This is a genomic window from Chromohalobacter moromii, from assembly GCF_023091865.1.
GTDB classification, from domain to species: domain Bacteria; phylum Pseudomonadota; class Gammaproteobacteria; order Pseudomonadales; family Halomonadaceae; genus Chromohalobacter; species Chromohalobacter moromii.
In genome coordinates this window covers 889,900-915,420 of the sequence record NZ_JAHXDI010000001.1, presented here as the reverse complement: position 1 = coordinate 915,420, position 25,521 = coordinate 889,900, and the positions used below count along the sequence as shown (strand labels likewise).

Annotated in this window: 18 protein-coding genes; 6 read left to right on the top strand and 12 right to left on the bottom strand. The window is 62.0% G+C overall.

The window, feature by feature from the left end; all coding sequences use genetic code 11:
* Positions 1-138: 138 nt before the first annotated feature.
* From KZO83_RS04075 to KZO83_RS04060, 4 genes are all read right to left on the bottom strand, one after another.
* Entirely contained in the window at positions 139-4,977 is a 4,839-nt protein-coding gene (locus KZO83_RS04075; RefSeq protein ID WP_247619847.1) for an NAD-glutamate dehydrogenase, read from the bottom strand.
* Positions 4,978-5,150: 173 nt separating this feature from the next.
* A complete protein-coding gene (gene trmA / locus KZO83_RS04070) occupies positions 5,151-6,272 on the bottom strand; it encodes a tRNA (uridine(54)-C5)-methyltransferase TrmA (protein WP_247619846.1) in 1,122 nt (373 codons plus the stop codon).
* Between the two features lie 58 nt (positions 6,273-6,330).
* Complete coding sequence (gene murI / locus KZO83_RS04065) at positions 6,331-7,143, bottom strand: glutamate racemase (RefSeq protein WP_247619845.1); 813 nt, start codon at positions 7,141-7,143, stop codon at positions 6,331-6,333.
* Entirely contained in the window at positions 7,140-8,033 is an 894-nt protein-coding gene (locus KZO83_RS04060; RefSeq protein WP_179000053.1) for a LysR family transcriptional regulator, read from the bottom strand. The genes murI and KZO83_RS04060 overlap by 4 nt, the downstream gene beginning before the upstream one ends.
* Positions 8,034-8,162: 129 nt before the next feature.
* On the opposite strand from KZO83_RS04060, the gene KZO83_RS04055 reads away from it, so the two are divergent.
* Complete coding sequence (locus tag KZO83_RS04055) at positions 8,163-8,627, top strand: LexA family protein (protein WP_247619844.1); 465 nt, start codon at positions 8,163-8,165, stop codon at positions 8,625-8,627.
* Positions 8,615-9,874, top strand: coding sequence for a Y-family DNA polymerase (locus tag KZO83_RS04050; protein WP_247619843.1), 1,260 nt, complete (start codon positions 8,615-8,617; stop codon positions 9,872-9,874). Before KZO83_RS04055 ends, KZO83_RS04050 begins: the two co-directional genes overlap by 13 nt.
* A 29-nt stretch (positions 9,875-9,903) precedes the next feature.
* Here KZO83_RS04050 and KZO83_RS04045 read toward each other — a convergent pair whose 3' ends face one another.
* A complete protein-coding gene (locus tag KZO83_RS04045; RefSeq protein ID WP_075367860.1) occupies positions 9,904-10,449 on the bottom strand; it encodes a hemerythrin domain-containing protein in 546 nt (181 codons plus the stop codon).
* Positions 10,450-10,674: 225 nt separating this feature from the next.
* On the opposite strand from KZO83_RS04045, the gene KZO83_RS04040 reads away from it, so the two are divergent.
* The gene (locus tag KZO83_RS04040; RefSeq protein WP_247619842.1) at positions 10,675-12,009 is read left to right on the top strand and encodes a replication-associated recombination protein A; all 1,335 of its coding nucleotides are present in this window, start codon (positions 10,675-10,677) and stop codon (positions 12,007-12,009) included.
* A 20-nt stretch (positions 12,010-12,029) separates the two neighbouring features.
* On the opposite strand, the gene KZO83_RS04035 is transcribed toward KZO83_RS04040, so the two are convergent.
* The 5 genes from KZO83_RS04035 to KZO83_RS04015 form a co-directional block, all read right to left on the bottom strand.
* Positions 12,030-12,452 carry a group II truncated hemoglobin gene (locus KZO83_RS04035; RefSeq protein WP_247619841.1) on the bottom strand — a complete coding sequence of 141 codons (423 nt, stop codon included), beginning with the start codon at positions 12,450-12,452 and terminating at the stop codon, positions 12,030-12,032.
* On the bottom strand, positions 12,449-13,708 hold the full coding sequence (locus KZO83_RS04030; RefSeq protein ID WP_247619840.1) for a DUF445 domain-containing protein: 1,260 nt from the start codon (positions 13,706-13,708) through the stop codon (positions 12,449-12,451). The genes KZO83_RS04035 and KZO83_RS04030 overlap by 4 nt, the downstream gene beginning before the upstream one ends.
* Positions 13,705-14,331 (bottom strand): condensin complex protein MksE, encoded by a 627-nt coding sequence (locus KZO83_RS04025; RefSeq protein ID WP_246920930.1) that lies wholly within the window; start codon positions 14,329-14,331, stop codon positions 13,705-13,707. The genes KZO83_RS04030 and KZO83_RS04025 overlap by 4 nt, the downstream gene beginning before the upstream one ends.
* Positions 14,328-18,038, bottom strand: a complete 3,711-nt coding sequence (locus KZO83_RS04020; protein ID WP_247619839.1) for an ATP-binding protein — start codon at positions 18,036-18,038, stop codon at positions 14,328-14,330. The genes KZO83_RS04025 and KZO83_RS04020 overlap by 4 nt, the downstream gene beginning before the upstream one ends.
* A 157-nt stretch (positions 18,039-18,195) precedes the next feature.
* Positions 18,196-19,806, bottom strand: a complete 1,611-nt coding sequence (locus KZO83_RS04015; RefSeq protein ID WP_247619838.1) for a BCCT family transporter — start codon at positions 19,804-19,806, stop codon at positions 18,196-18,198.
* 226 nt (positions 19,807-20,032) lie between these two features.
* Between KZO83_RS04015 and KZO83_RS04010 the strand changes: the two genes are divergently transcribed.
* The 3 genes from KZO83_RS04010 (at position 20,033) to KZO83_RS04000 (ending at position 23,617) form a co-directional block, all read left to right on the top strand.
* Positions 20,033-22,006 carry a RecQ family ATP-dependent DNA helicase gene (locus KZO83_RS04010; RefSeq protein WP_247619837.1) on the top strand — a complete coding sequence of 658 codons (1,974 nt, stop codon included), beginning with the start codon at positions 20,033-20,035 and terminating at the stop codon, positions 22,004-22,006.
* Positions 22,007-22,086: 80 nt separating this feature from the next.
* Positions 22,087-22,443, top strand: a complete 357-nt coding sequence (locus KZO83_RS04005) for a 4a-hydroxytetrahydrobiopterin dehydratase (protein ID WP_179000064.1) — start codon at positions 22,087-22,089, stop codon at positions 22,441-22,443.
* Positions 22,427-23,617 (top strand): amino acid aminotransferase, encoded by a 1,191-nt coding sequence (locus KZO83_RS04000; protein WP_179000065.1) that lies wholly within the window; start codon positions 22,427-22,429, stop codon positions 23,615-23,617. The genes KZO83_RS04005 and KZO83_RS04000 overlap by 17 nt, the downstream gene beginning before the upstream one ends.
* Positions 23,618-23,685: 68 nt before the next feature.
* Here KZO83_RS04000 and KZO83_RS03995 read toward each other — a convergent pair whose 3' ends face one another.
* Both KZO83_RS03995 and KZO83_RS03990 read right to left on the bottom strand, forming a co-directional pair.
* Positions 23,686-24,102 (bottom strand): EF-hand domain-containing protein, encoded by a 417-nt coding sequence (locus KZO83_RS03995; RefSeq protein WP_247619836.1) that lies wholly within the window; start codon positions 24,100-24,102, stop codon positions 23,686-23,688.
* A gap of 112 nt (positions 24,103-24,214) precedes the next feature.
* Positions 24,215-25,474, bottom strand: a complete 1,260-nt coding sequence (locus tag KZO83_RS03990; RefSeq protein ID WP_247619835.1) for a D-amino acid dehydrogenase — start codon at positions 25,472-25,474, stop codon at positions 24,215-24,217.
* Positions 25,475-25,521: the final 47 nt, after the last annotated feature.

Sequence of the window (25,521 nt, the reverse complement as noted above, 5' to 3'; positions counted from 1 at the left end):
GGCTTCTCTACTTGGCTTCGAACCTGAGTCGGGCACAGCATATCAGAGACATCAGCGCCAATGCTTCACTTGAAAGCTCGAAGAGGAAGGAAAATCGACAATGCCCCGAGCACGAGGCTCGGAGCATTGTGTGCGGGTTTATCCCTCGCCATTGCTCTCGGCGAGATCAACCAGTTCACGAATGGCCACCGCGAATAGCGGGAAACCGCCCTGGGCGCCCGAACGCACCTCGTTGAGCAGGCCGCACCAGCGTTCGACCAAGCCGGCATGCCGTTCCAGCCACTGCTCGACACGCGGTTCCACACCACTCGGCGCGCCGTCCATCTTGAGCACGCTGACGGTCAGCGCCAGTTGCTGGCGATCGAGATCGTCGCGGAAGGTTTCGCGCGCCTGCGCCTGCCAGCTATCGCGTACTTTCAGTGCGTTGATCTGACCATTCATCCACGGCAGCTCCAGACGATGGCCGATGTCGTAATAGACCTCGGCGACACGCTGGATCTTCTCGTCGGTGGCACGCGCCGCTTCGATGATGCCCAGCCCGGCATATAGGCTGTTGGCCGCCGCGACAACGCTCGCCAGAGAGGTGGGCACGCCGGCTTTTTCTAGCTCATCGCGACGCGCATCCCACGTTTCGTGATCCTCTCCACGCAAGCGCTTGCCGACGCTCTCTTGCAGTTGGGTGATACGCGGTGCGAAATACTCCACCGCTTCCTGAATGCTCTGATTGGTGCGATGACGCAGGAACCAGCGCGTGGCGCGACGCAGCAGTCGCATCAGATCGAGCATCATGCCGTACTGAACGCGGCTTTCGACCTGATAATCGAGCGCCTCGATCTGCTCCCAGAGGCCTTCGAGATTGAAGCAATCGCGCGCGATGAGATAAGCGCGTGTCACCTCCGCTCGTGTGGCACCGGTGGAGTCACGTAGACGCCGCACGAAAGTGACTCCCATATGATCGACCAGATCATTGGCGATCTGCGTCGCGGTGATCTCGCGCTTCAAGCGATGCTGATACATCTCGTCAGGGAAGCGCTCGACCAGCGTCTGCGGGAAGGCCCGCGCCATATGCCGCTGGACATGCGGATTGTCCGGCAGATCGGAGGCGATCATGTCGGTCTTCAGCGCACTCTTGGCATAGGAAATCAGCACCGACAGTTCGGGAAGCGTCAGGCCGTTTTCCGCATTGGAGCGTTCGACCAGCATCTCGTCGGTGGGCAAGAACTCCAGCTCGCGATCCAGTCCCCCGGCGGCTTCCAGCTCATTGATGAAGCGGCGATAGGGACCCATGCCTTGCTGGCTGAGAATTTCCGACAAGGAGAGTGCCTGGGTCTGGCGATAGTTATCGCGCAGGACCAGTTCACTCACTTCCTCGGTCATGCTCGCCAGCAACTCATTGCGCTGCTTGTCGGTCATGTCACCGGCTTTGACGATACCGTCGAGCAGGATCTTGATATTGACTTCATGGTCGGAGCAATTGACCCCGCCAGCATTGTCGATGAAGTCGGTGGTGACGCGTACGCCCTGCTCTGCGGCTTCCATGCGCCCGAGTTGGGTAAAGCCAAGGTTGCCGCCTTCACCGATCACCCGGCAGCGCAACTCATGACCATCGACACGCAAGGCATCGTTGGCCTTGTCACCCACCTCGGCATGCGTCTCGTCGGACGCCTTGACGTAGGTGCCGATGCCGCCATTCCAGAGCAGATCGCAACGCGAGGTCAGAATCGCGCGAATCAACTCGTTGGGCGACAGTTTGCCGGCCTTGATGTCGAAAGCCTTTTTCATCTGCGGCGTGATGCTGATGGACTTGGCATCGCGCGAGAACACGCCCCCACCCTCGGAGATCAAGGCGGTGTCGTAGTCCTCCCAGCTCGAGCGCGCCAGCTCGAACATGCGCTTGCGTTCCTTGAACGAGGCCGCCGGATCCGGATCGGGATCGACGAAGATATGCCGGTGGTTGAAGGCGGCGATGAGGCGAATCTTGTCCGACAACAGCATGCCATTGCCGAACACGTCGCCCGCCATGTCGCCGACACCCACTACGCTGAACGGTGTCTCCTGGGTATTGAGGCCCATTTCACGGAAGTGGCGCTTGACCGATTCCCAAGCACCCTTGGCGGTAATCCCCATCTTCTTGTGGTCATAGCCATGCTCACCGCCGGAGGCGAAGGCATCGCCCAGCCAATGGCCGTATTCCAGCGAAATGGCATTGGCGATGTCCGAGAAAGTCGCGGTGCCCTTGTCGGCAGCCACCACCAGGTAGGGATCGGCCTCGTCGTGACGCACCACGCGTTCGGGCGGCACGGTCTCGCCACCTTCCAGGTTGTCCGTCACGTCAAGCAGCGCGCGGATGAATATCTGATAGCAGGCAATGCCTTCTTTCTGCACCGTGTCGCGGTCGGCACCATCAGGCATGCGCTTGCAGATGAAGCCGCCCTTGGCGCCTACCGGAACGATGACGGCGTTCTTGACCTGCTGCGCCTTGGCCAGCCCCAGGATTTCGGTGCGGAAGTCCTCGTGACGATCGGACCAGCGCAGCCCGCCGCGCGCGACCTTGCCGCTGCGCAGGTGAACACCCTCGACGCGCGGCGAGTAGACGAATATCTCGAACATCGGCCGCGGTTTGGGCATGTCCGGCACTTGCGTCGGCTCGAGCTTGAGGGCGATGTAATCCTTGGCCTCGCCATCTTCACGCCGTTGATAATAGTTGGTCCGCAATGTCGCCTGAATCAGCGCCATGTAGCGACGCAGCAACAGGTCGTCATTGAGACTGGCGACTTCATCGAGCAAGCCCTCGATGCGCGTCACGCATTCTTCGATCTCGCTGTCGCCGGCGGCATCGTCGGGATCGAAGCGTAGTTCGAACAGCGTCACCAGTTCACGCGTGATTTCCGGGTGGCTGGCAAGCGTATTGGCGATATAGTCCTGCGACAGACCGAATCGCAATTGCTTGAGATAACGCGCATAGGCACGCAGCACCGCCACTTCGCGCCACGCCAAATTGGCACCGATGACCAGACGGTTGAAGGCATCGCTTTCGGCATCGCCGGTCCAGATGCGCGTGAACGCCTCGATGAAGACATCGCGCATTTCCTGAAGATTGACGACTCCGTCGCCCCGGTGCTCGAGCGTGAAGTCATGAATCCAGTAAGTCTGGTCGGGGCATTCGACCTCGTAGGGACGCTCGCTGATCACGCGGAGCCCCAGGTTTTCGAGCACCGGCAGCACATCGGAGAGCGGGATCGGCTGATCGGCGTGGAACAGCTTGAGGTTGACCCCGTCGATGTTTTCCTCGACCAGCCGATAAAGGCTCAGGCTGATCGGTGCGTTCCCGCCCAACTCACCGAGATGATGGATATCGTAAACGGCAGTACGGGCCGAAAAGTCTTCGCGATAACTGTTGGGAAACGCCTCGCGATAGTCCTGCATCAGGCGGTTAGCCTGTTCTTCGCCGTAGCCCTCGACCATGGCGGTCTGCAGGTCATCCCGCCAGCTACGCGAGAGCGCCGTAATCTTCTTCTCCAGACGTCGTATATCGTATTCGGCCGGGCGCTCGCCGTTGAAACGCAGGATGAACTGGATTCTCGCCAGCACCGACTCGGATAGATACGTATTGAAATCACCGAAGGTAGCGTCGAGCTCTTCGCAAAGCAGGTTCTGGATGCGCACGCGCAATTCGGTGGAGAACACATCGCGCGGCACGAACGCTAGGCACGAATAGAACTGACCGAAACGGTCCTCGCGAATGAACAAGCGCACCTTGCGCCGTTCGCGGATATTGAGAATACCGAAGGCCGTCTGCGCCAGCTCGTCGGTGTCGATCTGGAACAAGTCGTCACGCGGATAGACCTCGAGGATCTGCGTCAGTTGTTTACCGTTATGCCCCTTGGGATTGACGCCCGCGGCCTTGATGACGGCTTCGATCTTCTTGCGCAGCACCGGTACGTTGCGCGGCGATTCGTTGTAGACCGTCGAGGTATAGAGCCCCAAAAAGCGCCGCTCGCCGATGACGCGACCGTCTTCATCGTAACGGTCGATGGAGATGTAATCCGGATAGGCAGGGCGATGCACGCGCGCGTGATAGGCACTCTTGGCAAAGGACAAAAGCTCCGGCACCAGCACATACTGATCGTCTTCGACGCCCTCGTCGGTACTGATGCGCTCGCGGTAACGCGGCTGGTCGAGCTTGAACACGCCCAGCTCGCTCTTGGATATCTGGCGTAGACGATCCTGACCGTCTTCCTGCAACACCTCGTACTCGTCATAGCCCAAGAAGGTGAAGTGATCGTCGAGCAGCCATTCGAGGAAAGCGATGGCTTCTTTATGATCGTCGGCCTTGATCTGCTTCGGGCGCTGCGCCTTGAGTTCCTTGATCGACTCGCGCACCCGCTCACGCATGGGATCGAAGTCTTCCACCGCCGCACGCACGTCGCACAGTACTTCTTTGAGGCTGTCGTGCAGGTCGTCCAGGGTCGCCGTATCGGAATGGCGGTCGACTTCCACCAGAATGATCGACTCGCGAGAGGCCGGGGCATTCTTGGCCTGAGTCGAGGTTGCACGCTTGAGATGATGCTTGGCATCGCGCTCCACCGCCAGAACGGAGTTATGAATCGCATGCACGGTCAGCCCGCGGCGATTGAGCTCGATACGCACCGAATCGACGAGAAACGGCATGTCTTCGTGCAGCACGGCCACTACGGTGTGCGGCGACTGCCAGCCGTGTTCCTCGAAGTCGGCATTGAAGACGCGAACCTTCGCCTCGCTGGGGTCATGCGTCTGCATGAAGTGCCACGCCGACAACGTCGCGCCGTAGATATCATCCAGGCCGCGCTCGGCGGCCTCCTCGAACGGCGCCGACGCATACAGGTCCTCGGCGAAAGCAGCGATCCGCTCCACTTTTTCCTGGGGAAGCCGCTTGGCCAGTTGTTCTTTGAGCTGGGCGAGAAAATCTTCCTTGCCCTCGATCGCAACGTGTTGCATCAAGCACCTCGTCTACGACCGGCCGCCCTTCATGGCGACCGATGAATGATCCTTCGGCGGCACGCACGCGTATCGCGTGCACCACCACGGTGACACGAGCTTACTCCCATCGCGCGTCAGACCCCACCGATGTGACGCTCCCTCATGGCGTATGCCGGTTGTGCATGGGCTGGTCACGCACGTACTGGCGCTTCCCGGCGTTCCAGCAACACGCCACATTCGCAGTGGTCGGTATACGGAAACTGATCGAACAGTGCGAAACGGGTCACGACATGGGTCGTGGCCAACGACTCGAGATTCGCCTCGAGCGTGTTCGGGTTACAGGAAATATAGACGATGCGCGAATAGGCTTTTAGTTGCTCGCAGCTATGCGCATCGAGGCCGGCCCGCGGCGGGTCGACCAACGCGGTGGTGAAATCATGCTCATCGAGCGCCAACGCCGCCACGCGCCGCCCGCTTTTCTCTCCGGCCAGGGCTTCGCTGAACTCCTCGGCGGACATCCGCGCCACCACCGCGTTAGCCACGCCATTGGCCTCGAGATTGACGTTGGCCGAGGCCACCGAGGTCCGCGAGATCTCAGTCGCCACGACACGGCGGAAGTTCTCGGCCAGCGCAATCGTGAAGTTGCCATTACCGCAATAGAACTCCACCAGATCGCCGTCGTGGCTTTCGCGGGTCACATCCCGAGCCCACCCCAGCATCGATCGACAAATCGCCGCATTGGGCTGGGTAAAGCTATTCTCCACCTGCTGGTAGACGAATTCGCGGCCTTCGACACTCAGCCGCTCCCAGACATGATCGCGCTCAAGAACGAGACGCTGCTTACGTGCCCGACCGATGATCGACACATTCAGGGATTCCTGTAACGCCCGTGCTTCTTGCTCCCAAGCCTCGTCGAGTTGGCGGTGATAAATCAAGGTCACCAACGCTTCGCCATTCAGCGTGGTCAAGAACTCGACCTGGAACAACTTGCGCCGCAGGGTATCGCTTGCCAACAGCGCGTCACGCAAGGCGGGCATGAGCGCATTGATGCGCTCCCCTGCCACCGGATATTCATCCAGTCGAATGACCGCCTTGCGCTTGGGATCGGCCGGGTCGACTTCGAACATGGCATAGAACAGATCGTCGCCGTCATGCCAAATACGAAACTCGCAGCGCTGCCGGTAATGACTCGGCGGCGAGGGAAATACTTCCAGCGGCGGCGGAGAGAAACGCGCGAACTGCTCCGTGATACGCTCGCGCTTGGCATCGAGCTGAGACTCGTAACGTTCGGGGTCGACGACGGGTACGGCCACGAAAACTCCTTTCAGCAAAAACTCGCGATGTCGCCGAAACGACACCATCTCATGGAAATCAGAAGGTTAAAACAGGGTCAGGCAATGCCAAAGAACACGGTGCGCTGAAGCCATAACCCGCCAGGGTACGTGCCAGGCCCGATTGTTGCGGAGCGCTGGCCCAGCTCGCATCGCTACCCGACGCATCACGCGCGGCCCCTGAAACGGCCGGCGAAGCGACCTGTGCCACGCGCCGCGCAATGGCGTCACCGGAATCGATCCACACGATTTCGCGCGGCGCATGCCGCTCGAGCGCCTCGCGCAGCAGCGGAAAATGCGTGCATCCCAACACCACGGTATCGAGACGCGACGCTTCCCATAACGGCGCTAGGCTCGCGGCGATGACCGCATCGTCCCACGGCATCCCGGTCAGGACGCGTTCGGCCTGCGCGACCAAGGGATCGGCCGCCAGTCTCACCACCGTGCAATCCGGTGCGAACTCACCAATCAAACGCTGCGTATAAGGACGCGACACCGTCGCCGAGGTCGCCAGAAGTCCGAACACACCACTACGCGAGGCCTGGGCAGCCGGCTTTATCGCCGGTACGGTGCCGATCACCGGAATACTCAGGCACTCGCGCAAGGCCTGTAACGCCAACGTGCTGGCCGTATTGCAGGCCACTACCAAGGCACGCGCGCCACTCGCTTCGACCGCCGCGCGACACACCGCGACGATCCGCGCGACCAACCAGGCATCGGGCTTGGTGCCGTACGGCAACGCGGCGTTGTCGCACACATACGCCAGCGGTGCACCCGGCAAACGAGTGCGCAAGGCACCGACCACCGAGAGCCCGCCAACGCCGGAGTCGAAGATCAGAATCGGCGCCGTCATGCGCGGGTCTCCGCGAAGTGCGCCAGCAGCGTATCCACTAAGGCCCTCAGGCGCGCGGGGATGAACTCACGCTCGGCATACAACAGATGGACGCTGATCGGCGCCACGCTGAAATCGTCTAACACGCGGACCAGTCGTCCGGCCTCGACTTCCGGTTCCCCCAGGAACGCCGGCTTGTAAACCAGCCCCATGCCGCGTATTGCCGCCTCGGTCAGGGCGCGTCCATTGTTACAGGCCATGACCGGCCGGATGCGCACCCGATACGGCGCCCCGTCGACCTGGAAGTGCCAATAGTGCCCTTCCCGCGCCAGGCTATAGTGCAGGCAACGATGTCCACGCAGCTCGGCGGGGTGCGTGGGCGTTCCATGCCGCGCCAGATACTCCGGCGCGGCGTATACGTGGCGCGGCATGTCCATCAACGGCCGCGCGATCAGACTGGAGTCCTCCAGCTCGCCGATACGTACTACCAGGTCGAAATCCTCGGCCACCGGGTCGACACGGCGATCCTCGAGCACGACATCGAGCATCACCGCCGGATGATGGCGCTCGAACGCCTGCAAGGCGGGTATCAGCGCACGCACGCCGAAATCCAACGGTGCGGAAAGTCGTAGCCGACCGCGCACCTCGCCACGCTGCTCGCCAAGTCCGGTCTCCAGTTCCTGCAACTCATCGAGCAAGCGACTCGCGCCATTGAGATAGCGCTCGCCCTCTGCGGTTAGCTGCAAACGCCGCGTGGTACGCGTCAACAACCGCACCCCCAGGCTGGCTTCCAGCTTGGAGATCTGCTTGCTGACCATGGCATTGGAGAATTCCAGCTTGCGCGCACCGCCAGCGAAACTGCCGGCCTCGACCACGGCGCGAAAGATGTGCATCGCCTGCAGGCGGTCCATACGACTTCCTCGAAAATACGTGCGCTCATTCTACCTTACCCGCCCACGCGATGAGATGGCTCGACTTGCCTAAAGGCAAAATACTGTTTATTTTTACAGTATTCGTCATTTCGTTTTCGAGGTTCCGCCATGTCCATGACGCCTATCGCCCTGGCCGCATCCACCTCGGCACCAGCATCGAGCGACACCCTGTCACGCGGCGCCAGCGGCTTTCCGTCTCCGGCCGACGACTACCGAGAAGCACCGCTGGATCTACATCACCATCTGGTGCGCCGCCCGGCCTCGACATTCTTCATGCGCCTGGAAGGCGATGACCACCGCCACGCCGGTCTGCACCACGGTGACTTGTTGGTGATCGACCGCGCTATTTCACCGCGCCCTGGGCATTGGTTGGTCGCCGCCATCGATGGCGAACTGAGCGTGTTGCACCTCGAACGTCGTGAGGCGCAGCTGTATCTCGCGCCGTCACGCCCCGGTCTGGCGACGCTGCCCTTCGAGGCCGACGATGACCGCTTGTGGGGCGTCATCTGCTACGCCATTCACGCCTTGCCCGCCACGGGCGAGGAGCCGGCAGAGTCATCATGTTTGCGCTGATCGACTGCAACAACTTCTATGCCGCCTGCGAGCGTCTGTTCGAACCGCGTCTGGAGGGCGTTCCGGTGGGCGTGCTGTCCAACAACGACGGCTGTGTCATCGCGCGTTCCGAAGAATTCAAGGCGCTCGATATTCCCATGGGCATTCCCACCCACAAGATCGATCCAGCACTGCGACGTCGCGTAGTGCTGAAGTCTTCCAACTACACGCTTTATGGTGACCTCTCGGCACGCGTGCAACAGGTACTGGCGCGTCAAGTCCCGACGCTGGAGCCCTATTCCATCGACGAGTGTTTTCTCGATCTACGCGGCTTACAGGAAGACTGGCACGCGCTGGGCGCACGCCTGGTGCGTAGCGTGGTGCGGGAAGTCGGACTGCCGGTATCCATCGGCATCGCCCCGACGCGAACTCTGGCCAAGCTCGCCAACCGCCAGGCCAAGGCGCAATCGACGCGCCCTCAGGTGTGTGTCTGGACACATGCTGACGCGCCCGACTTGACGGCACACCTGCGTCGGCTATCGCCGCGCGATGTATGGGGCGTGGGCGAGCGACTCAACGCGCGCCTGGCCGGCATGGGCGTACTCACCGCTGCTGCGCTGCGCGAGACCCCCGACAGCGAGCTACGACGTCGTTTCAGCGTGGTACTGGCGCGCACCGCCACCGAACTCAACGGCCATCCTTGCTTATCGATGAGCGACCTGGAAACCCCGCGCCGTAGCATTCTCTGCTCGCGCTCGTTCGGGCGCCCCTTGCGCGACCACAACGCCCTCGCCGGTGCCTTGCGCCATCACTGCCAACGCGCCGGCGAAAAGCTGCGACGCGATGCCATGCAGGCTTCGGCCATCGGCGTCTATCTGCGTACCAACCCGCACCACGCCGGCACGTTTCGTCATGCCTGCGAGTGGACCGCGTTACCCTTTCCCAGTGCCGACACGCAGCAACTCAACCGCGCGGCGCAGCGCCTGCTAGCACGCTTATGGCAACCGGCAGCCTATCAGAAGCTCGGAATAATGCTCGCCGAACTGACGCCCCGCCAGCAGAGCCAAACGACGCTCTTCGATGGCGCCGAGCCCGCCCGGCGAGAGGCATTGATGGAGGCTTGGGACGCGATCCGAGCCCGCTACGGACGTCAAGCACTGACCCTGGGCCCGCAGCCCATTGACGCCTCTTGGCAGATGAACAGCGCCTACCGTTCGGCCTGCTACACCACGCGCTGGGACGAACTGCCCCGCGCACGCGCCCGATGACCACTATGCCGTTCACGTGGCGACACAGATCAATTCAACGGCGAAGGCGCCTCGCGGAATTCGGCGTAAAGCTCCGGATAGCCTTCCTGCAGGCGCGCCAGTTCAGCTTCGGCCCCTTCCGGCAGCGCCTTGGCCAGCCGATCCAGGTCGTCTTCATCGAAGTGCTCGCGGATCAACGGGAACAACTCCTCACGCTCGCCGCGCAGATAGGCCCGATGCGCCTCGAGATAAGCCCTAAGATCTTCGCTGAAGCGGTCCATGGGCACTACCGCATCCATCAGGATCATGTCGAGATCCTGAGAGAGTTTCGCCAGGCGTTCATTGAGCGCCCGATAGTCCTCGGACAACCGCTGACACAGCGCGTCGGCTTGCGGCGCCCGCACATTCAACTGCTCGGTACACATGCGTTCCAGCGGCTCGGTGAACCCACTCATGTAGTCGAGGATGTAATCCACGACCTCGCGTATCAATTGGAAGTTGGGTCGCTCACCTTCCGCCAGGGTTTTCTGCTTGAGCTGCAACACATGCAGCAGACGCGCCATGTTGGCGTGGTCTTGGCGCAGTTGAGTCAGCATGGGCATGTACAGGCCTCCTTTGCTGTCGAAGCGTGGCAGCGCGGGGTATCCGGCAGCCTATTTGCCAGTTTAGGCGAGAGTCTTCAGTGACTCCCATTCTCCCGATGGGAAACACCCTACCGGGGCTCGAATGTTTTACCCTAGCGTGTATGACAGGATTACGCCTGTTGGCCGAAAGTCTAGACACGGTTTTTGGCGACTCGACTCACCCACGGTGGCATACACATGGACCTGTTCGCTTCTTCCCAATCTGATAACACACCGCTGGCCTATCGCATGCGGCCTCGCCGTCTCGACGACTACGTCGGCCAAGAGGCGCTGGTCGGTCCCGGCAAACCGTTGAGCCGCATGGCGGAAAGCGGCGCGGTACGCTCGATGATCCTGTGGGGGCCGCCAGGCGTGGGCAAGACCACCCTGGCCGATATTCTCGCCGATGCGTCGGGCGCCATGCTCGAACGCCTCTCGGCGGTGATGGCCGGCGTCAAGGACATCCGCGCCGCCGTCGAGCGTGCGCGCGAGGGGCAAGTGCGCGGCCAGCCGACGCTCTTGTTCCTCGATGAGATCCATCGTCTCAACAAGAGTCAACAGGATGCCCTGCTGCCACACGTCGAGTCCGGACTACTGACGCTGATCGGTGCAACCACCGAGAACCCGTCATTCGAGGTCAATTCGGCGCTGCTCTCGCGGGCACGCGTTTATGTGCTGCGCAAGCTGGAGGTCGACGACCTGCTGCGTGTACTGCATCAGGCCCTGACGGATGCCCAGCGCGGCCTGGGAGAGCGCCATATCGAGGCCGACGAGGACGTGCTGGAAACGCTCGCGCGCTCGGCCTCGGGTGATGCACGACGCGCACTGGGCCTGCTGGAGACGGCATGCGACTTCGCCGAGCCGACCGAGAACGGCGAACGCCTGACCCTGCAGGCGCTGCATGAAGTGCTGGGGCACCAGGCCAGCGCCTTCGACAAGCAGGGCGATCATTATTACGACCTGCTCTCGGCCATCCATAAATCGATACGCTCGTCACGCAGCGATGCCGCGCTTTTGTACATCGCGCAATTCGTACAAGGTGGCGGAGATCCGCTCGATGTGGTGCGTCGCCTCGCCGCCATCGCCTCGGAAGACGTCGGCAATGCCGAGCCACGGGCCCTGCCGCTGGTGATGGCCGCCTGGGACGCTTACCTACGCCTGGGCGACTACGAAGGCCAGCGCGCCATCGCGCATGCCGCGCTGCATCTCGCCATCGCCCCCAAGAGCAACGCCATCGACCAGGCCTGGAACGCCGCCAAGCAGTTCGTCGCCGCGCACCCCGACTTCGAGGTGCCCACCTATCTGCGCAACGCCCCGACCAAGTTGATGGAATCCCTCGGCCACGGCGAAGGCTATCGCTATGCGCACAACGAGCCTAACGGTTACCCCGCCGGACGAGCGCACGATTGCTGGCCCGCGGAACTCCCCGCGGCCACATTCTTCGCGCCCACCGAATACGGACAGGAAAAACGCTTCAAGCAGATGCAGGCCTGGCGCGCCGAGCTCGATGCCCAAGCCGACGGAACGTCATGAGAACCCGCCGCTTCTCGGCCTTAACGACGTCGGCACATCTCGGCGGGGTGGCGTAGCTGAGTCAACAGATAGCGCTTGAGGTCGTCCGCCGCGCCGATTTCATCCAGTGCCGTCGCCATACATGACAGCCAGGCATCTCGCTCCTCAGGGCCGATATCCAGGTGGCGATGCGCCGCAGGAATGGCGATCGGCCCGAAGCGTTCGCGGTAACGGCTCGGCCCGCCCATCCAGCCGATCAGAAAGGTCGTCAGCTTGTCGCGGGATTCGTCGAGGTCGGCGGGATGCAGAGCGCGAATCCCCCGCGCCTCGGGCAAGCGCTCCATGGCATCGTAGAAACGATCCACCAACTCGCGCACCGCCGCCTCGCCGCCCACGGCGCGCAACGTGCTATCGCCGACGCCGAAGACCATGACGTCAGGTGTCTCATGCCGTTCGTCGTTCATGCCGAATTCGCCAGTTGCAACGTAACGTCGTGGATCAGCCGAAGGTCGTTGAAGCGGCTGGCCCGGCTCTCCGATTGATGTAGCCGAAAGGCCCGTTGCTCACTACGCGGTAGGCCCTGGTACTCGGCGATCACTTGGAAGAGCCAGATCTCGTCGCCCCATTCCATGTCACTTTCCTGCAGATAGGCCAGCGCACTGATGCCCATGGGATCGGGGTGATCGATCACCGTGAGGTAGAAATTTTCCACGTCTTGCTTGAGCGCCTGTTGGCGAGCCGCCACCAGGCTTTGCTCCTCGGCCTCGGCAGGCCGTGCGGCGGCAACGGCCTGCGGCTTGTGCACCGGCGTCGGTAACTGGTGCACGAGGTCGGTCAGCACGCGAATGTCCGGCTCATGGTCCAAGGCCGGCGCAGCAGCGGCGATCAAAGGACTGGCTTGGTTGATCAGATCGGGCACTTCGCTGCGCCGCGCATAATTACCGGGAACGAAGTTGGGGTGTTCGCGTAGAAACGCCGCCATGCCACTAATCAGCCGGCTACGCGATTGCTGCTGGCGGAACCGCGCCATCAGTTCGGTCAGACGGCTCTGGACTTCACGCAGGCTGGTGTAATGCTGACTGACCTGGCGCTGCAATTGACTGATCAGCAGCTTGCGCAGGGTGCCGTCGCTACCGACCAGTTCGATCAGCTCGTCGAAGTCGATCAGTTGCAGGCCATCCAGCAGGCGCACGATCTGCTTCTGGGCACGGTCGTTTTCACGGATCTTGTCGTTCAGGCGGCTGACGAAACCGAAGTCGCTGTTGAGACGCTGCCAGAGACTATCGATGGCATCGGCGAAACGTCCGTTGAGGTCATCGACGGCCTGACGCAGACGCAGCAACTGCTGCTCCTGGCGCCAGTATTCCCCCTGATTCTGGGCCTCGCGATAGCTCTGCACCAGCGTGCGCAAAAGCTCCAGGGTTTCGCCCACGTCGGCGTTGACCTGGCGGCGGGTTTCGTCAGCCAACATCTCGGCGATCAACTCGCGCACCCTGGGCGCCAGCTTGACGCCACCCTGATCGTCGGGCCGCCAGACGATGCGTGCGGCAAGCAGCCGCCGCAGTGCGCTATCGCTCAAGGCTTCCAGTGGCACTTCATCGCGGCTGTAGCCTTGCATCAGGGCATCGGCGTGCTTGCCAAGCAGCGCTAAACGCTCCACGCCGGTGCCGATCAGGCGACTTTCCAACTCATGCTCGTCGCGCACAGCAAGCTCCTTCATAACAAGCTTTCCTGCGTCTGAGGGCGCTCATCCTCGACGGGCAGGTTTTCTTCGTCGCGGATGAGTCGCACCAGATCGACGAGGTAATCGATCTTGCCGGTGACCAGATAGACCTGGCGGTCGGCATGCGGCTGCAGCAGATAACCGTGCTCCTTGAGACGTTTGAAGACCTGCTTCATCTGAGCGTCGAGCTGCTCGCTCTGGGAGCCGAAGAAGGTGTCGCCGGCGAGACGTTCGAGCTGCTCGCGCAGACTCTGGTTGTCCTCGCAGCGAGCGCTGAGTTCGGCGGGCTTGAGTACATCGCCCGGCGCCACTAGGGCGTCATGCCCCATCGCCTCCTGCATCAGTTGAAGCCATTCGAGCATCGGCATCAAACTGTGCAGTACCTCGCCGAGCTGTCGCGAGAGTTGCTCGCGGGCCTCGTCGTTGAGCTGCCGCCAGGCCAGGAAGTAGACACTGCCTTCGGCGTTGGTAGCCAGACGACGGTTGAGCGGTCGCAGGTACGTGTCGATCTGCTCGCGCACCTCCTCGTCTTCGAGGCGACGGAAGGCTCTGTCATCGCTAACGGCGCAGACGAACTCGCCGGCCAGCAAACGCTCCAGCAGCGGACCATGTTCGATCATGACGAGACCTCCTCGGTGGTGCGTTCCTGCAGGCGCTCGGCCAGGCGACTCAGACGCGGTTCGATGCGCTTCAAGCGGCGGCGACTCGGTTGCTCGGCGTCACGATCGATCAAGTAGCGGTTATGGAATAACAGCAAGACGTCGGACTCGGGGTTGGGAAACGCCCCAACGATATGGATGCGATTGCTATCGCAAGCATCGAACAGCATCTCGACGTTGTGATAAGCCAGCGTACCGATCTCATCGATGGGCCAGTGAATGGCGATCTCCGAGGGCCCGCGCAACAACCGCGTGAAGGCGAGCAAGAACTTGCACAGGATCAGGTAGGCCATGCCGTGGCTCGAGGATTCGAGCAACTGACGATCGCTTTTGATCACCAAATCGGTGCCGCCCTCGTTCAAGTGCAGCTCGAGGCGCAGCAGGCTTTCGAAACTGTATTGCTGGTCATGGCGCAGCAGGTCGACGACATCGGCCAGCGCATCCAAATAGTCATCACTGGGCAGCGTCTGGCTGGAGCTCTCCCAGTCACGATAAAGCTGAGCGAAGCGCTTGAGCGGCTCCCAGAAGCCCAGCTCGTCGATGGTCGACTGAATGCGCACCTCAGCTTTGTTGATGCCCTCGAGACGCAAGTCATCGGCCACTTCTTCGGACAAGCGACGGCTCTGGGCGCTGATGCGTCGATTGAGATCGCGGAAGACGGTGAAGAACTTGTCCAGATCGGCGCCCAGATTGCGCCCCTGCTGGATCAATTGCTGCTGCTGATCTTCGAGCAATTGCAACATGCCCCGCAGCAGCGGAAGCTGGCGACGCGGATTGATGCCCTGTTCGCTCGCCCCGCTGCCCGACCCACTGAACAGCTTGCCGCGCTCGGCTTCCAAGGTCTCGACGAAGCCCTCGCTAGCCCCCTTGATCAGCTCGCTCTCGACGTGCTCGCAGCCCTTGCGCAGCGTTTCCACCTCCCTGCTCCGGTTGCTCAGCGCCTGGCGTGTGCGCTCGATGCGCTCATGCACATCGCCCGGCGCTTCTCGAGGCGGCTCGCCGGCGGCATCCGGCGTCGACGTCAGTCCAAGCCCCTCGACCTGACCGAGCAATGGCTTGAGGGCATCGATGACCTCGCGTTCACCATTGCAGCGTGCCTGGAGCGTCTTGATGGCTTGCTGATGCGCCACCTTGGCGGCCTGAAAATCGCTGCGGCATTGATCGCGCTGGTGCTCGGCGGCCTGCTTGTCACGCGTCAGCGTCGCTTCGCGGTCGACAAGTTGCGGCTTGCGCTCGCCCCATTCGACGCGCATGAAGCGTGTGTAAGCATCGAGTTCTTCGCGGCGGCTTTCGGTGACGCGAATGCGCTCTTGCAGGTCACTGATGCGCTGGCGCGTCGCACGCAGGGTTTCGGGATCACCGCCCTGGTCCTGCAGCTCCTGATCGAAGGCAGCTTCCAGCTCCTGACGTTGACGCTGGTGCTCGGCCTTGAGGTCTTCGAGTTGCTGCTTGTACTGATCGAGGCGTGCGTCGAAGCTGGCCAGCTGGGTCTGGCCATCGGCCTTGAGTTCCAACAGTTGCGCCTGATGGGTCTCGTCGAGCGTGCTCAATGCCTCGCGCTTTTCATCACGTAGGGCTTTGTCCGCGGCCTGCTGGCTGGCCAGCGCTTCTTCGGCGGCCTGTCGGCGTTCTTTCTGCTGCCGAGCGTGGCGCTCCTGAAGTTGATGTCGGGCATCTAGAGCATATTCGACTTCGTCATCGGCATGCTTGAGGGCAAGCCGCGCCTGGCTTAATGGCTCCTCGGCCCCTTGCACCCGGTCATGACAGGCCTTGAGCTGTTTCTCGGCAGCTTGGAGGTCGGTTTCGGCGCGCGCTTGGTCGGCCTCGGCGGCGTCGATGGCGGCATTGAGACTCGCTTCATCGCGAGCATGGTCGGGCAGCTCGATGGCGGAAAGATCGAGCGCTACACCGAATAAGTCATCGTGTTCGGTGTCGCCAAGTTGTGGCGAAAGATCGCGACGTTCAAGCAGTTCGGGCGCGATGACCTTGCCGAGGCCGTGCTCCCAGCCAGGACGGTGGTAACGCATGAAATAGCGCAGACTGCCCTCGGCAGGATCGCGCTGACGCTGAAGTTCCTGGGAACGCTGGTTCGCCCGATTGAGTTGCTGTTTGGCGCTTTCTCGCTGCTGCTCTGCCGTGTCGCGCTCGCGGCGCAAGGTTTCGTGCTCACGGCGCAAACTCTCGAGACGACTGGCGACAGCGTTACGGTCGCTCTGAGCCTGATCGACCCGGGTCTGGGCCAGTTCCGCTTCTTGAATCTCCTCGGGCACCTGGCCGGTCGAGGCGAGCTGCGCCTTGAGATCGGCCAAGCGTTCGATGCCTTGCTCGAGCCGCGTCTGATAAGCGGCATCCAGTTCGCTGCGCTGCGTATGATACTGGGACTCCAGCTCACGCTCGGAGGCCCACTGCTGCTCCTGGCGGGCCGACTTTTCGTCGCCCAGTTCATTGATGAGTGCTTGGATTTCATCGGTGCGCCGCGAGAGGTCATCGGCAAGCTCACGCAGGCGACCGTCAAGGCGTGAGCGGTTGGCCGCAGAGGCCTCCTGCATCACCGCCAGATGCTCCTGCAATTGCTGGGCCTGTTCGCGCCATTGCGGCAGTTCGGCCAGGTCCCGCTCCAAGGCGGGCATATCGGCCTCGGCATATTGCTCATACTGCTGCTGCAGGTCGTTCAGGCTGCGCTGGGTACGGTCCAGCTCGCTGGCAAGCTCACTGATGCGGTCGTTGAACGTGTCGCGCGCCTGCTCGTATTCCTGCTCGCGAGCCTGAAAAGCTTCCTGCTGAGTGTTCAGCTCGGCCTCGGTATCGGCCAGCACGCGCTCCGCGCGATGGCGGTCGGCATCCAACTGCGGCTTGAGCTGCCAGAGTGTCGATTCAAGATCGACGATATCGCGGTCGACGTCGGCCAGTTCCGCCAATGACTGTTGCAGCGGCTCCAGACGCATCGACTGGCGCATCTGAGCGATCCAGTCGCGCGCTTTGGTGTTGCGAATGCGGGTGACCGGCAGTTCGACGCCATCTTCCTCGAAGATCGCCGCCAGCATGGTCTTGAGGGTGTCCATCTTGCCCTCTTTGGCATGCACCGCCGAAATCAACTTTTCCATGTGGCGAATGCGCCGCTCGGGCTTGACCAAGCTGAATTTCGCGGCGGTCTGGCGCAGCTTCAAAGCCTCGCGCCGATTGCCCTGCTGCTGAGTGAAGTCGTTCTGAATCACCGCACGGTATTCGGAGGTCGCCCCGTACTTGGCAGAGAAGTCGATACCGGCGCGGCGCAACCCAGCCAACCAGTCGCCGTACTCCAGCGCCACGACCCCATCCTGGCTTTCTACCAGATAATTCTCGGGCTGGTACGGCGCCCCGACGAAGCGATATTCCAGGCCGCCCTCTTTCTTGCGCGTCAGCACGGCCTGGCAGACATTGCCGGCTTCGCGGCGGTATTCGTAGATCAGATAGCTGTTGCGATGCGGCAGGTAGAAAGCATCGAACTTCATCCGCGTCTTGGGGACGACCTTGTTGGGTAGCTCGCCATAGAAGACCGGCACCAGTCGCTGCAGCGTGGTTTTGCCCGAAGCGTTGGTGCCACAGATATTGGTATGGCCATCGACATCCAGTTCGACGACGCCTTCCAGATGACCGTGAATCATCACGATACGTAACAAATGGGCCATGCCGCGTCCTTGGTAGTTTGCGCTTTTTTGCAAAAAGCCATTCTACCCACCCGGGCATGCACAACCAACGTTGGCACTTCCACTACTCGTCGGCACCGATACACACAAGCCATTGCCCCACGCCAGACAGCCCGCGCTGCATACTGCCCAGGTTCACCTACAACTCGTCGGCCCGCGGCGGCTTGCCGACAGTCACCTCGCTGAGTTTCTCGTGGGCCAAGCCCCGCAGCAGCGCGAACATCATGGCGAACACCAGGATGAACATCGGCAGGCCGACGACGGTGATGACCTGCTGCAAGGCGGTCAAACCGGCATCGCCGGCAAGCACGATCAACATGGCGGCCAACATCCCTTCGGACACGCCCCAGAATACCCGCTGATGCCAGGGACCGGGATCGGACGTCCCTGTACATAGCATGTCGACCACTAGCGAAGCCGAGTCCGACGAGGTGGCAAAGAAGATCGCCACGATGACGACCGCCAGGCCCTGAATCAGCGTCGCCGCCGGGAAATGCTCGAAGAAGGCGAACATCGCCAGCGGAATGCTCTCCTCCACCGCCGCGGACAACGATCCGGCCTGCGCGCCGAGGGCCGCACGTGCATCTTCGCCGATGCCATCGATCTGCATTGCCGACCAGCCGAAGATCGCGAACCACACCAAGGTGAACATCGACGGGGCGAACAATACCCCGAGTACGAATTCACGGATCGTGCGCCCGCGGGAGATACGCGCCACGAAGATGCCAATGAAGGGCGACCAGGTCACCGTCCATGCCCAGTAGAAGACGGTCCAGCTTCCCTGCCAGCCCCAGCCACCTTCCTCGTGGGTATATTCCGCCAGCGCATCGTTCCAGAACGCCATCGGCACGATATTGGAGACATAGATGCCGACGGTTTCGATGATCGAGCGCAGCAGGAACACCGTCGATCCGGTAACCAGCACGAACAGCATCAACCCCACCGCCATGCCGATATTGATGTTGGACAGCACTCTCACGCCCTTGTCCAGGCCCGCCACGATCGAGCACACCGCCACAGTGGTGAGAACGGCAATGATGATGACCTTGGGCAGGACGCCATTGGAGACACCGAGCAGCTCCGTCAAGCCGGCATTGATCTGCTGGGTCCCCAGGCCGATCGAAACGGCCACCCCGAACAGAGTGCCGAGAATCGCGAAGACGTCCAGCGCTTTACCCAGCGGCCCGTAGATCCGATCTCCGATCAGCGAATAGAACACCGAGCTGAAGCGCATGGGTAGGTTATAGCGATAAATGAAATACGCGAATGCCAACCCGGGCAGCGTAAAAATCGCCCAGGTGTGCAGGCCCAGATGATAGATCGCGAACCCCATCGCATCGTCGGCAGCCTGGACCGAGAAGGCCTCGACGTCCGGCCGCGGCGGGTTGGCGAAATGGGACATCGGTTCGGCCACCCCCCAGAACATCAGTACCGTGCCGATGCCGCCGGCAAACAGCATGGTAAACCAGGAGACGTTGCTATAAGCCGGCTTGGCATCATTACCGCCGAGGCGAATCGCGCCGAAACGACTGATGGCCACCCACAGCAGAAACACCACCCAACTAGTCACCCCAAAGATGAAAAACCAGCCGAGATTGGTGACGATCCAGGCCCGTCCGGCACCAAAGGCAGCGCCAATGGGTTCAGGCGCCACTAACAGGGCGATCAGAAAGATCACCATGATGCCGGCCGACACGAAGAAGATGGTCGGGTCGGTTTGCAGACCGAGTCTACGAGCCAGTTTTTCCATGGGTTATTCCTTTATCTTTTATTGTCCTTCTAGAAACACAGTAGAAGCAGACGGGCAAGGCGTCGAATGGCACACGCATCCCCGCATCATCGACTTCGACGATATGCGAGAATAAGTAGACTAGAGGGATGCCACCGGCTAGCCGCCCAAAGGGTCGTATCGACGGGCGCCAATCGCCACGCTCCCGATATCCCGGCCATACTCAGTTCTGCAGCGAGAACGATCGATGATTCAGGAAACCTTGCAACGCGTCTTCGGCTACGCCGACTTCCGCCCCGGTCAGCGCCAGGTGGTCGAGGCCGTGACCCAGGGGCGCTCGGCGGCGGCGATATTTCCCACCGGATCCGGCAAGTCGCTCTGCTACCAGCTGCCGGCGCTGCATCTGCCGCACCTGACCCTGGTGGTATCGCCACTGCTGGCGCTGATGCAGGATCAGCTCGAGTTCCTGCGCCGTCACGGCATCGCCGCAGCGAGCCTCGACTCTCGCCAGAGCCGGGAGGAAGCCTCGGCGGTGATGGATGGCGTCAGGCGCGGCGACATCCGCATCCTGATGATCTCGGTGGAACGCCTCAAGAACGAGCGCTTTCGCGCCTTCCTGCAGCGGGTGCCGGTCTCGCTGCTGGTGGTCGACGAGGCGCACTGCTTGTCCGAGTGGGGCCACAATTTTCGTCCCGACTATCTCAAGCTGCCCGCCTATCAGCGTGAATTCGCCATTCCGCAGGCGCTGTTGCTCACCGCCACGGCCACGCCGCGCGTCATCGACGACATGCGCGACAGCTTCGGCATCGACGCCCGGGATGTCGCCGCCACGGGCTTCTATCGTCCCAATCTCGACCTGCAGGTGCAGCCCACCGCCACCGAGCGCCGCCCCCGTGCCCTGGTCGAGTGGCTGGAGCCGCGCCTGGCCGCCTCGCCGCCCCAGCCCAGCATCGTCTATGTCACCCTGCAGAAAACCGCCGAGCAGATGGCGGCGTACCTGGGCAAGGCGGGCCTCGAGGCCCGCGCCTATCACGCCGGCCTCGACGGCGAGACCCGCGATGCCCTGCAGCAGGCGTTCATGAACGGCGAGCTCAATTGCATCGTCGCCACCATCGCCTTCGGCATGGGCATCGACAAGGCCGATATCCGCAACGTCGTGCATTACGATCTGCCCAAGTCGATCGAGAACTACAGCCAGGAGATCGGTCGCGCCGGACGCGACGGACAACCGTCGAACTGCTTGATGCTCGGCGGTCGCGACGCCCTGGGTGCGCTGGAAAACTTCGTCTACGGCGACACGCCCGAGCGCGACGGCATCGAGCGCGTCCTGCGAGACATTCGCGATGCCGCGCCCCACGGCCAGTGGGAGGTACGCCTGAACGCCCTCTCCCAGCACAGCAACATACGGCCGCTGCCGCTCAAGACACTGCTGGTGAGACTCGAGCTCGAGGGCGTCATCGCCCCGCGCTACGCCTATTTCGCCGAATATCGCTTCAAGTATCTGATCGCGCCGGAGACACTGATCGAGCGTTTCAATGGCGAACGTCGCGATTTCGTCGCCGCCCTGATCGAGGCATCGCCCAGGGCCAAGACATGGTGCGCGCTGGACCATGAGGCGCTCGACGCCCTGGGTACCGAGCGCGGTCTCGATACCTCTCGGCGACGCGTCATCAGCGCGCTGGAGTATTTCAACGACCAGGGATTCATTCAGCTCGAAAGCAAGCAGATGACCGAGGTCTACGCTGTACGCTCCTCCGAAATCGATATTGCTGTGCTGGCCGAGCGGCTCACGGCGTACTTCCAACGCAAGGAGCGCGCCGAGATCGAGCGCTTGCAGGCCATGCTGGCTCTGTTCGAATCGACGACCTGCCTCAGCCGGCGCCTAGCCGACTATTTCGGCGATTATCAGGCGCCCGAGCATTGCGGTCATTGTTCGGTGTGCCGCGGCCATATCGCACAGTGGCCCACGGAGCCGACACGTGCACCGCTCGAGCCGCACCAGATAGCCACGCTGTGTGCGCCTTTGCATGAACGGCTCTCCGCGCTATCCGATGCGCCGCCCCCCAGCGACGCGTTGTTCACACGCTTTCTCGCGGGGCTCAGCAACCCCGTGCTGACCCGCCTCAAGGCACGCCAGCTCGAGGGGTTCGCGGCGCTGGAAGACTGGCCCTACCCGGAGATCCACGCCGCCGTGAAGGCCACATCGTCGAGCGAGGCGTAAATCATGCGCCGTTGCGGTAGGCCCGCCCCGGCGCTGGCTTCTACACTGATATAAATCACTCGAAGGAGGCGAAGAACAGCATGAGCGAGCTTGCCGAACTGAAATGCGAAGCCTGCAGCGCCGACGCCCCCACCGTCAGCGATGCGGACATGCATAGCCTCGGCGCCGAGATTCCCGAGTGGCGGATCGTGGAGCGCGATGGCATCATGCAATTGGAGCGTGAGTTCACGTTCCGCAACTTCAAGCAGGCCCTGGCGTTCACCAACCAGGTGGGCGATCTCGCCGAGGTAGAAGGTCATCACCCGGCGCTGACCACCGAATGGGGCAAGGTCACCGTTACTTGGTGGTCGCACAAGATCAAGGGCTTGCATAAAAACGATTTCATCATGGCCGCCAGAACCGACGAGGTAGCGCAGTCCAATGTTCGAGCAGATTGAACGCGTACCCGGGGACGCCATCCTCGGGCTCATCGAAGCCTTCAAAAAGGATCCCAACCCCCAGAAAGTCGATCTGGGGGTCGGCGTTTACCGTGACGCCCACGGCAATACGCCCGTCATGCGGGCCGTCAAGGAGGCCGAGGCGCGGCTGCTGAAGAACGAGACGACCAAGAGCTATATCGGCTCGCACGGCGATCCGCGTTATGGCCAGGCGGTACTCGAACTGGTTCTCGGCGCGCAATCCCCGGTGCTGGCCGCCAACCGCGCCAGCGCGACCCAGTCGCCCGGCGGTACCGGCGCGTTGCGGCTGGCGGCGGACTTCATCAAGTCGCAGTTGCCCGGCAAGGGCATCTGGGTCTCCGATCCGACCTGGCCCAACCACCTGGGCATCTTTCATGCGGCGGGGGTCGAGCTGAAGAAGTATCCGTACGTGGATGCCGACAACCGTCTCGACTTCGAGGGTATGTTGAGCGCCCTGCAGCAGATTCCCGAAGGGGATGTCGTGCTGTTGCACGCCTGCTGCCACAATCCGTCGGGCTTCGACCTGTCACGCGAGCAATGGCAACGCGTGCTGGAAGTCGTACGCGAGCGCCGTCTACTGCCACTCGTCGATTTTGCCTATCAAGGCTTCGGCGATGGCCTCGATGCCGACGCCTACGGACCGCGCCTGCTGGCCGAAAACCTCGACGAGGTCATGATCACCAGCTCCTGCTCCAAGAACTTCGGGGTCTATCGCGAGCGCACCGGCTGCATGATCATGATCGCCCGCGACAGCGAGCAGATGGAAAACGTTCGCTCGCAGATGGCCATCGTCGCCCGCGAGAACTACTCCAACCCGCCGGCCCATGGCGGCGCGGTCGTGGCCGAGATTCTCAACGACGATGCATTGGCCGGCGTATGGCGTGAGGAACTCACCGAGATGCGTGATCGCATCAACGGCTTGCGCCGTGACTTCGTCGAGGCGCTCAAGCCTTACGGGCTGGACGAACGCTTCGCGTTCATCGCCGAGCAACGTGGCATGTTCTCCTACACCGGGCTGAGCCCGGAACAGGTGGACCGCCTACGCGACGAATTCGGCATCTACATGGTGCGTTCCGGCCGGGCCAACGTCGCTGGCCTGGCGCAGGAAAACCTTCCCTATGTAGCCAAGGCCATCGCCACCGTCGTCGGCTGACAACGACGCCGCTGACCGGCACGAAAACGCCCGCCACGCGCACGCATGGCGGGCGTTTTGTTGTACGTTTACTTATCCTGAGCGTCGGGTAGCGTGTCCGAGCCGATCTTGTCGCGAAACGTCTCCCGCGTTACCTCACCTTCACCGTCGTCGAGGCGCTCGAACAAATCGAGGCGGTCGGCCTGACGTGCCTCTTCTTCGCTGAGCACACCATCCGCGTCGATATCCATCTGATCGAAGGTCACCGCATTGCGGCGTTGGTCGAGCGGGGTTTGTGCACCCCCCTGGCCGAAGCTGGCTTCCTCATCGCTGACCCCGGTTGATTTTTCGCTAACCTCGCCCGCCTCGGTCGCTTGGCCCTTCTGGACCTCCGAGGAAGCAGCCGCTTCCTGGGCGAGTGCCGCCCCGCTCATCATCATCGTACTGCTCAATAACAACGCCACTATGCCGGCGCTTGTGGCACGCCAGTTTGAGAGATTCGTCATCGCTGCCTCCTCAATGGCTCTCATCACACTTAAGAGTGCCCGATACTGATGGACCGGACCTGATGCGAGCATTGGACAAGCAGTGCGCTCAGGGATTCCCCAAGCCACAAGATCACGCGGCGTAACGCGCCACACAAAGCCCTTGAGGATCGATGGCCGGGCGACGACCAGCCATCAGGTCAGCCAGCAAGTGGGCGCTACCACAGCTCATCGTCCATCCCAGGGTGCCATGGCCGGTGTTGAGCCAGAGGTTGTCATACCGCGTGGCACCGATGATGGGCGTCGAGTCCGGCGTCATCGGGCGCAGGCCGGTCCAGAATTCGGCCTTGGCCATATCGCCGCCTTCAGGAAAGACATCACGCACCACCATGCTGATAGTCGCGCGGCGTTTTTCCAGCAGACTCAAATCGTAGGACGCCAGCTCGGCGGTACCGCCGACGCGAATCCGGTCGTCGAAGCGCGAGATGGCTACCTTGAAGGTCTCGTCCATCACCGTGGACTGCGGCGCGCCGCCATCGTCGATCACCGGCAACGTCAGGCTGTACCCCTTCACAGGATAAATCGGCAAGCGGATATCGAGATCCTTCATCAGAAGCGGCGAGAAACTGCCCAGGCACACCACGTATGCATCGGCGCTCAGGGCGCCCGCCGAGGTCATGACTCGTTCGATGCGACCGGCCTGACGCTCGATGCGCTGGATATCGACATTGAAGCGAAATTCGACACCTAACTGTTCACGGCAGTGATCGGCCAAGCGTTGGGTGAACAAATGGCAGTCGCCGGTCTGATCGTCCGGCAGATGAAGCCCACCCACGAACTTGCCCGGCACACGTGCCAGCGCCGGTTCCACGGCGGTCACTTCTTGGGCATCGAGCAGCCGGTGGCGCACGCCGCAATCGCTCAGCACGCGCATGTCCTTGGCCACCGCCTCGACCTGAGCGTCATGACGAAAGAGCTGCAGCAGGCCACGCTGGCGATCCTCGTAGCGAATCCCCGTATCGCGGCGCAACGCATCGATACATTGTCGGCTGTACTCGGCGACACGCACCATACGCTCCTTGTTGACGGCATAGCGCTCGGGCGTGCAATTGTTGAACATCGCCATCATGAAGCGTGCCATGGCGGGGTCGCGCTTGGGCCGAATCTTCAGCGGCGCATGTTCCTGGAACATCCACTTGAGTGCCTTGCGCGGAATGCCCGGGGCCGCCCAGGGCGAGGAAAACCCGAAGGATACCTGGCCGGCATTGCCGTAACTCGTTTCCATGGCGGGCCCAGCCTGGCGATCCACCACCGTGACTTCATGCCCCTGCGATGCCAGATAGTAGGCGCTGGTGACACCGACGACACCACTGCCGAGAATGAGTACGTGCATGGCTTTCCCCTACTTGGCGCTGATTGGATGCTGAAACGAAGCGCCAG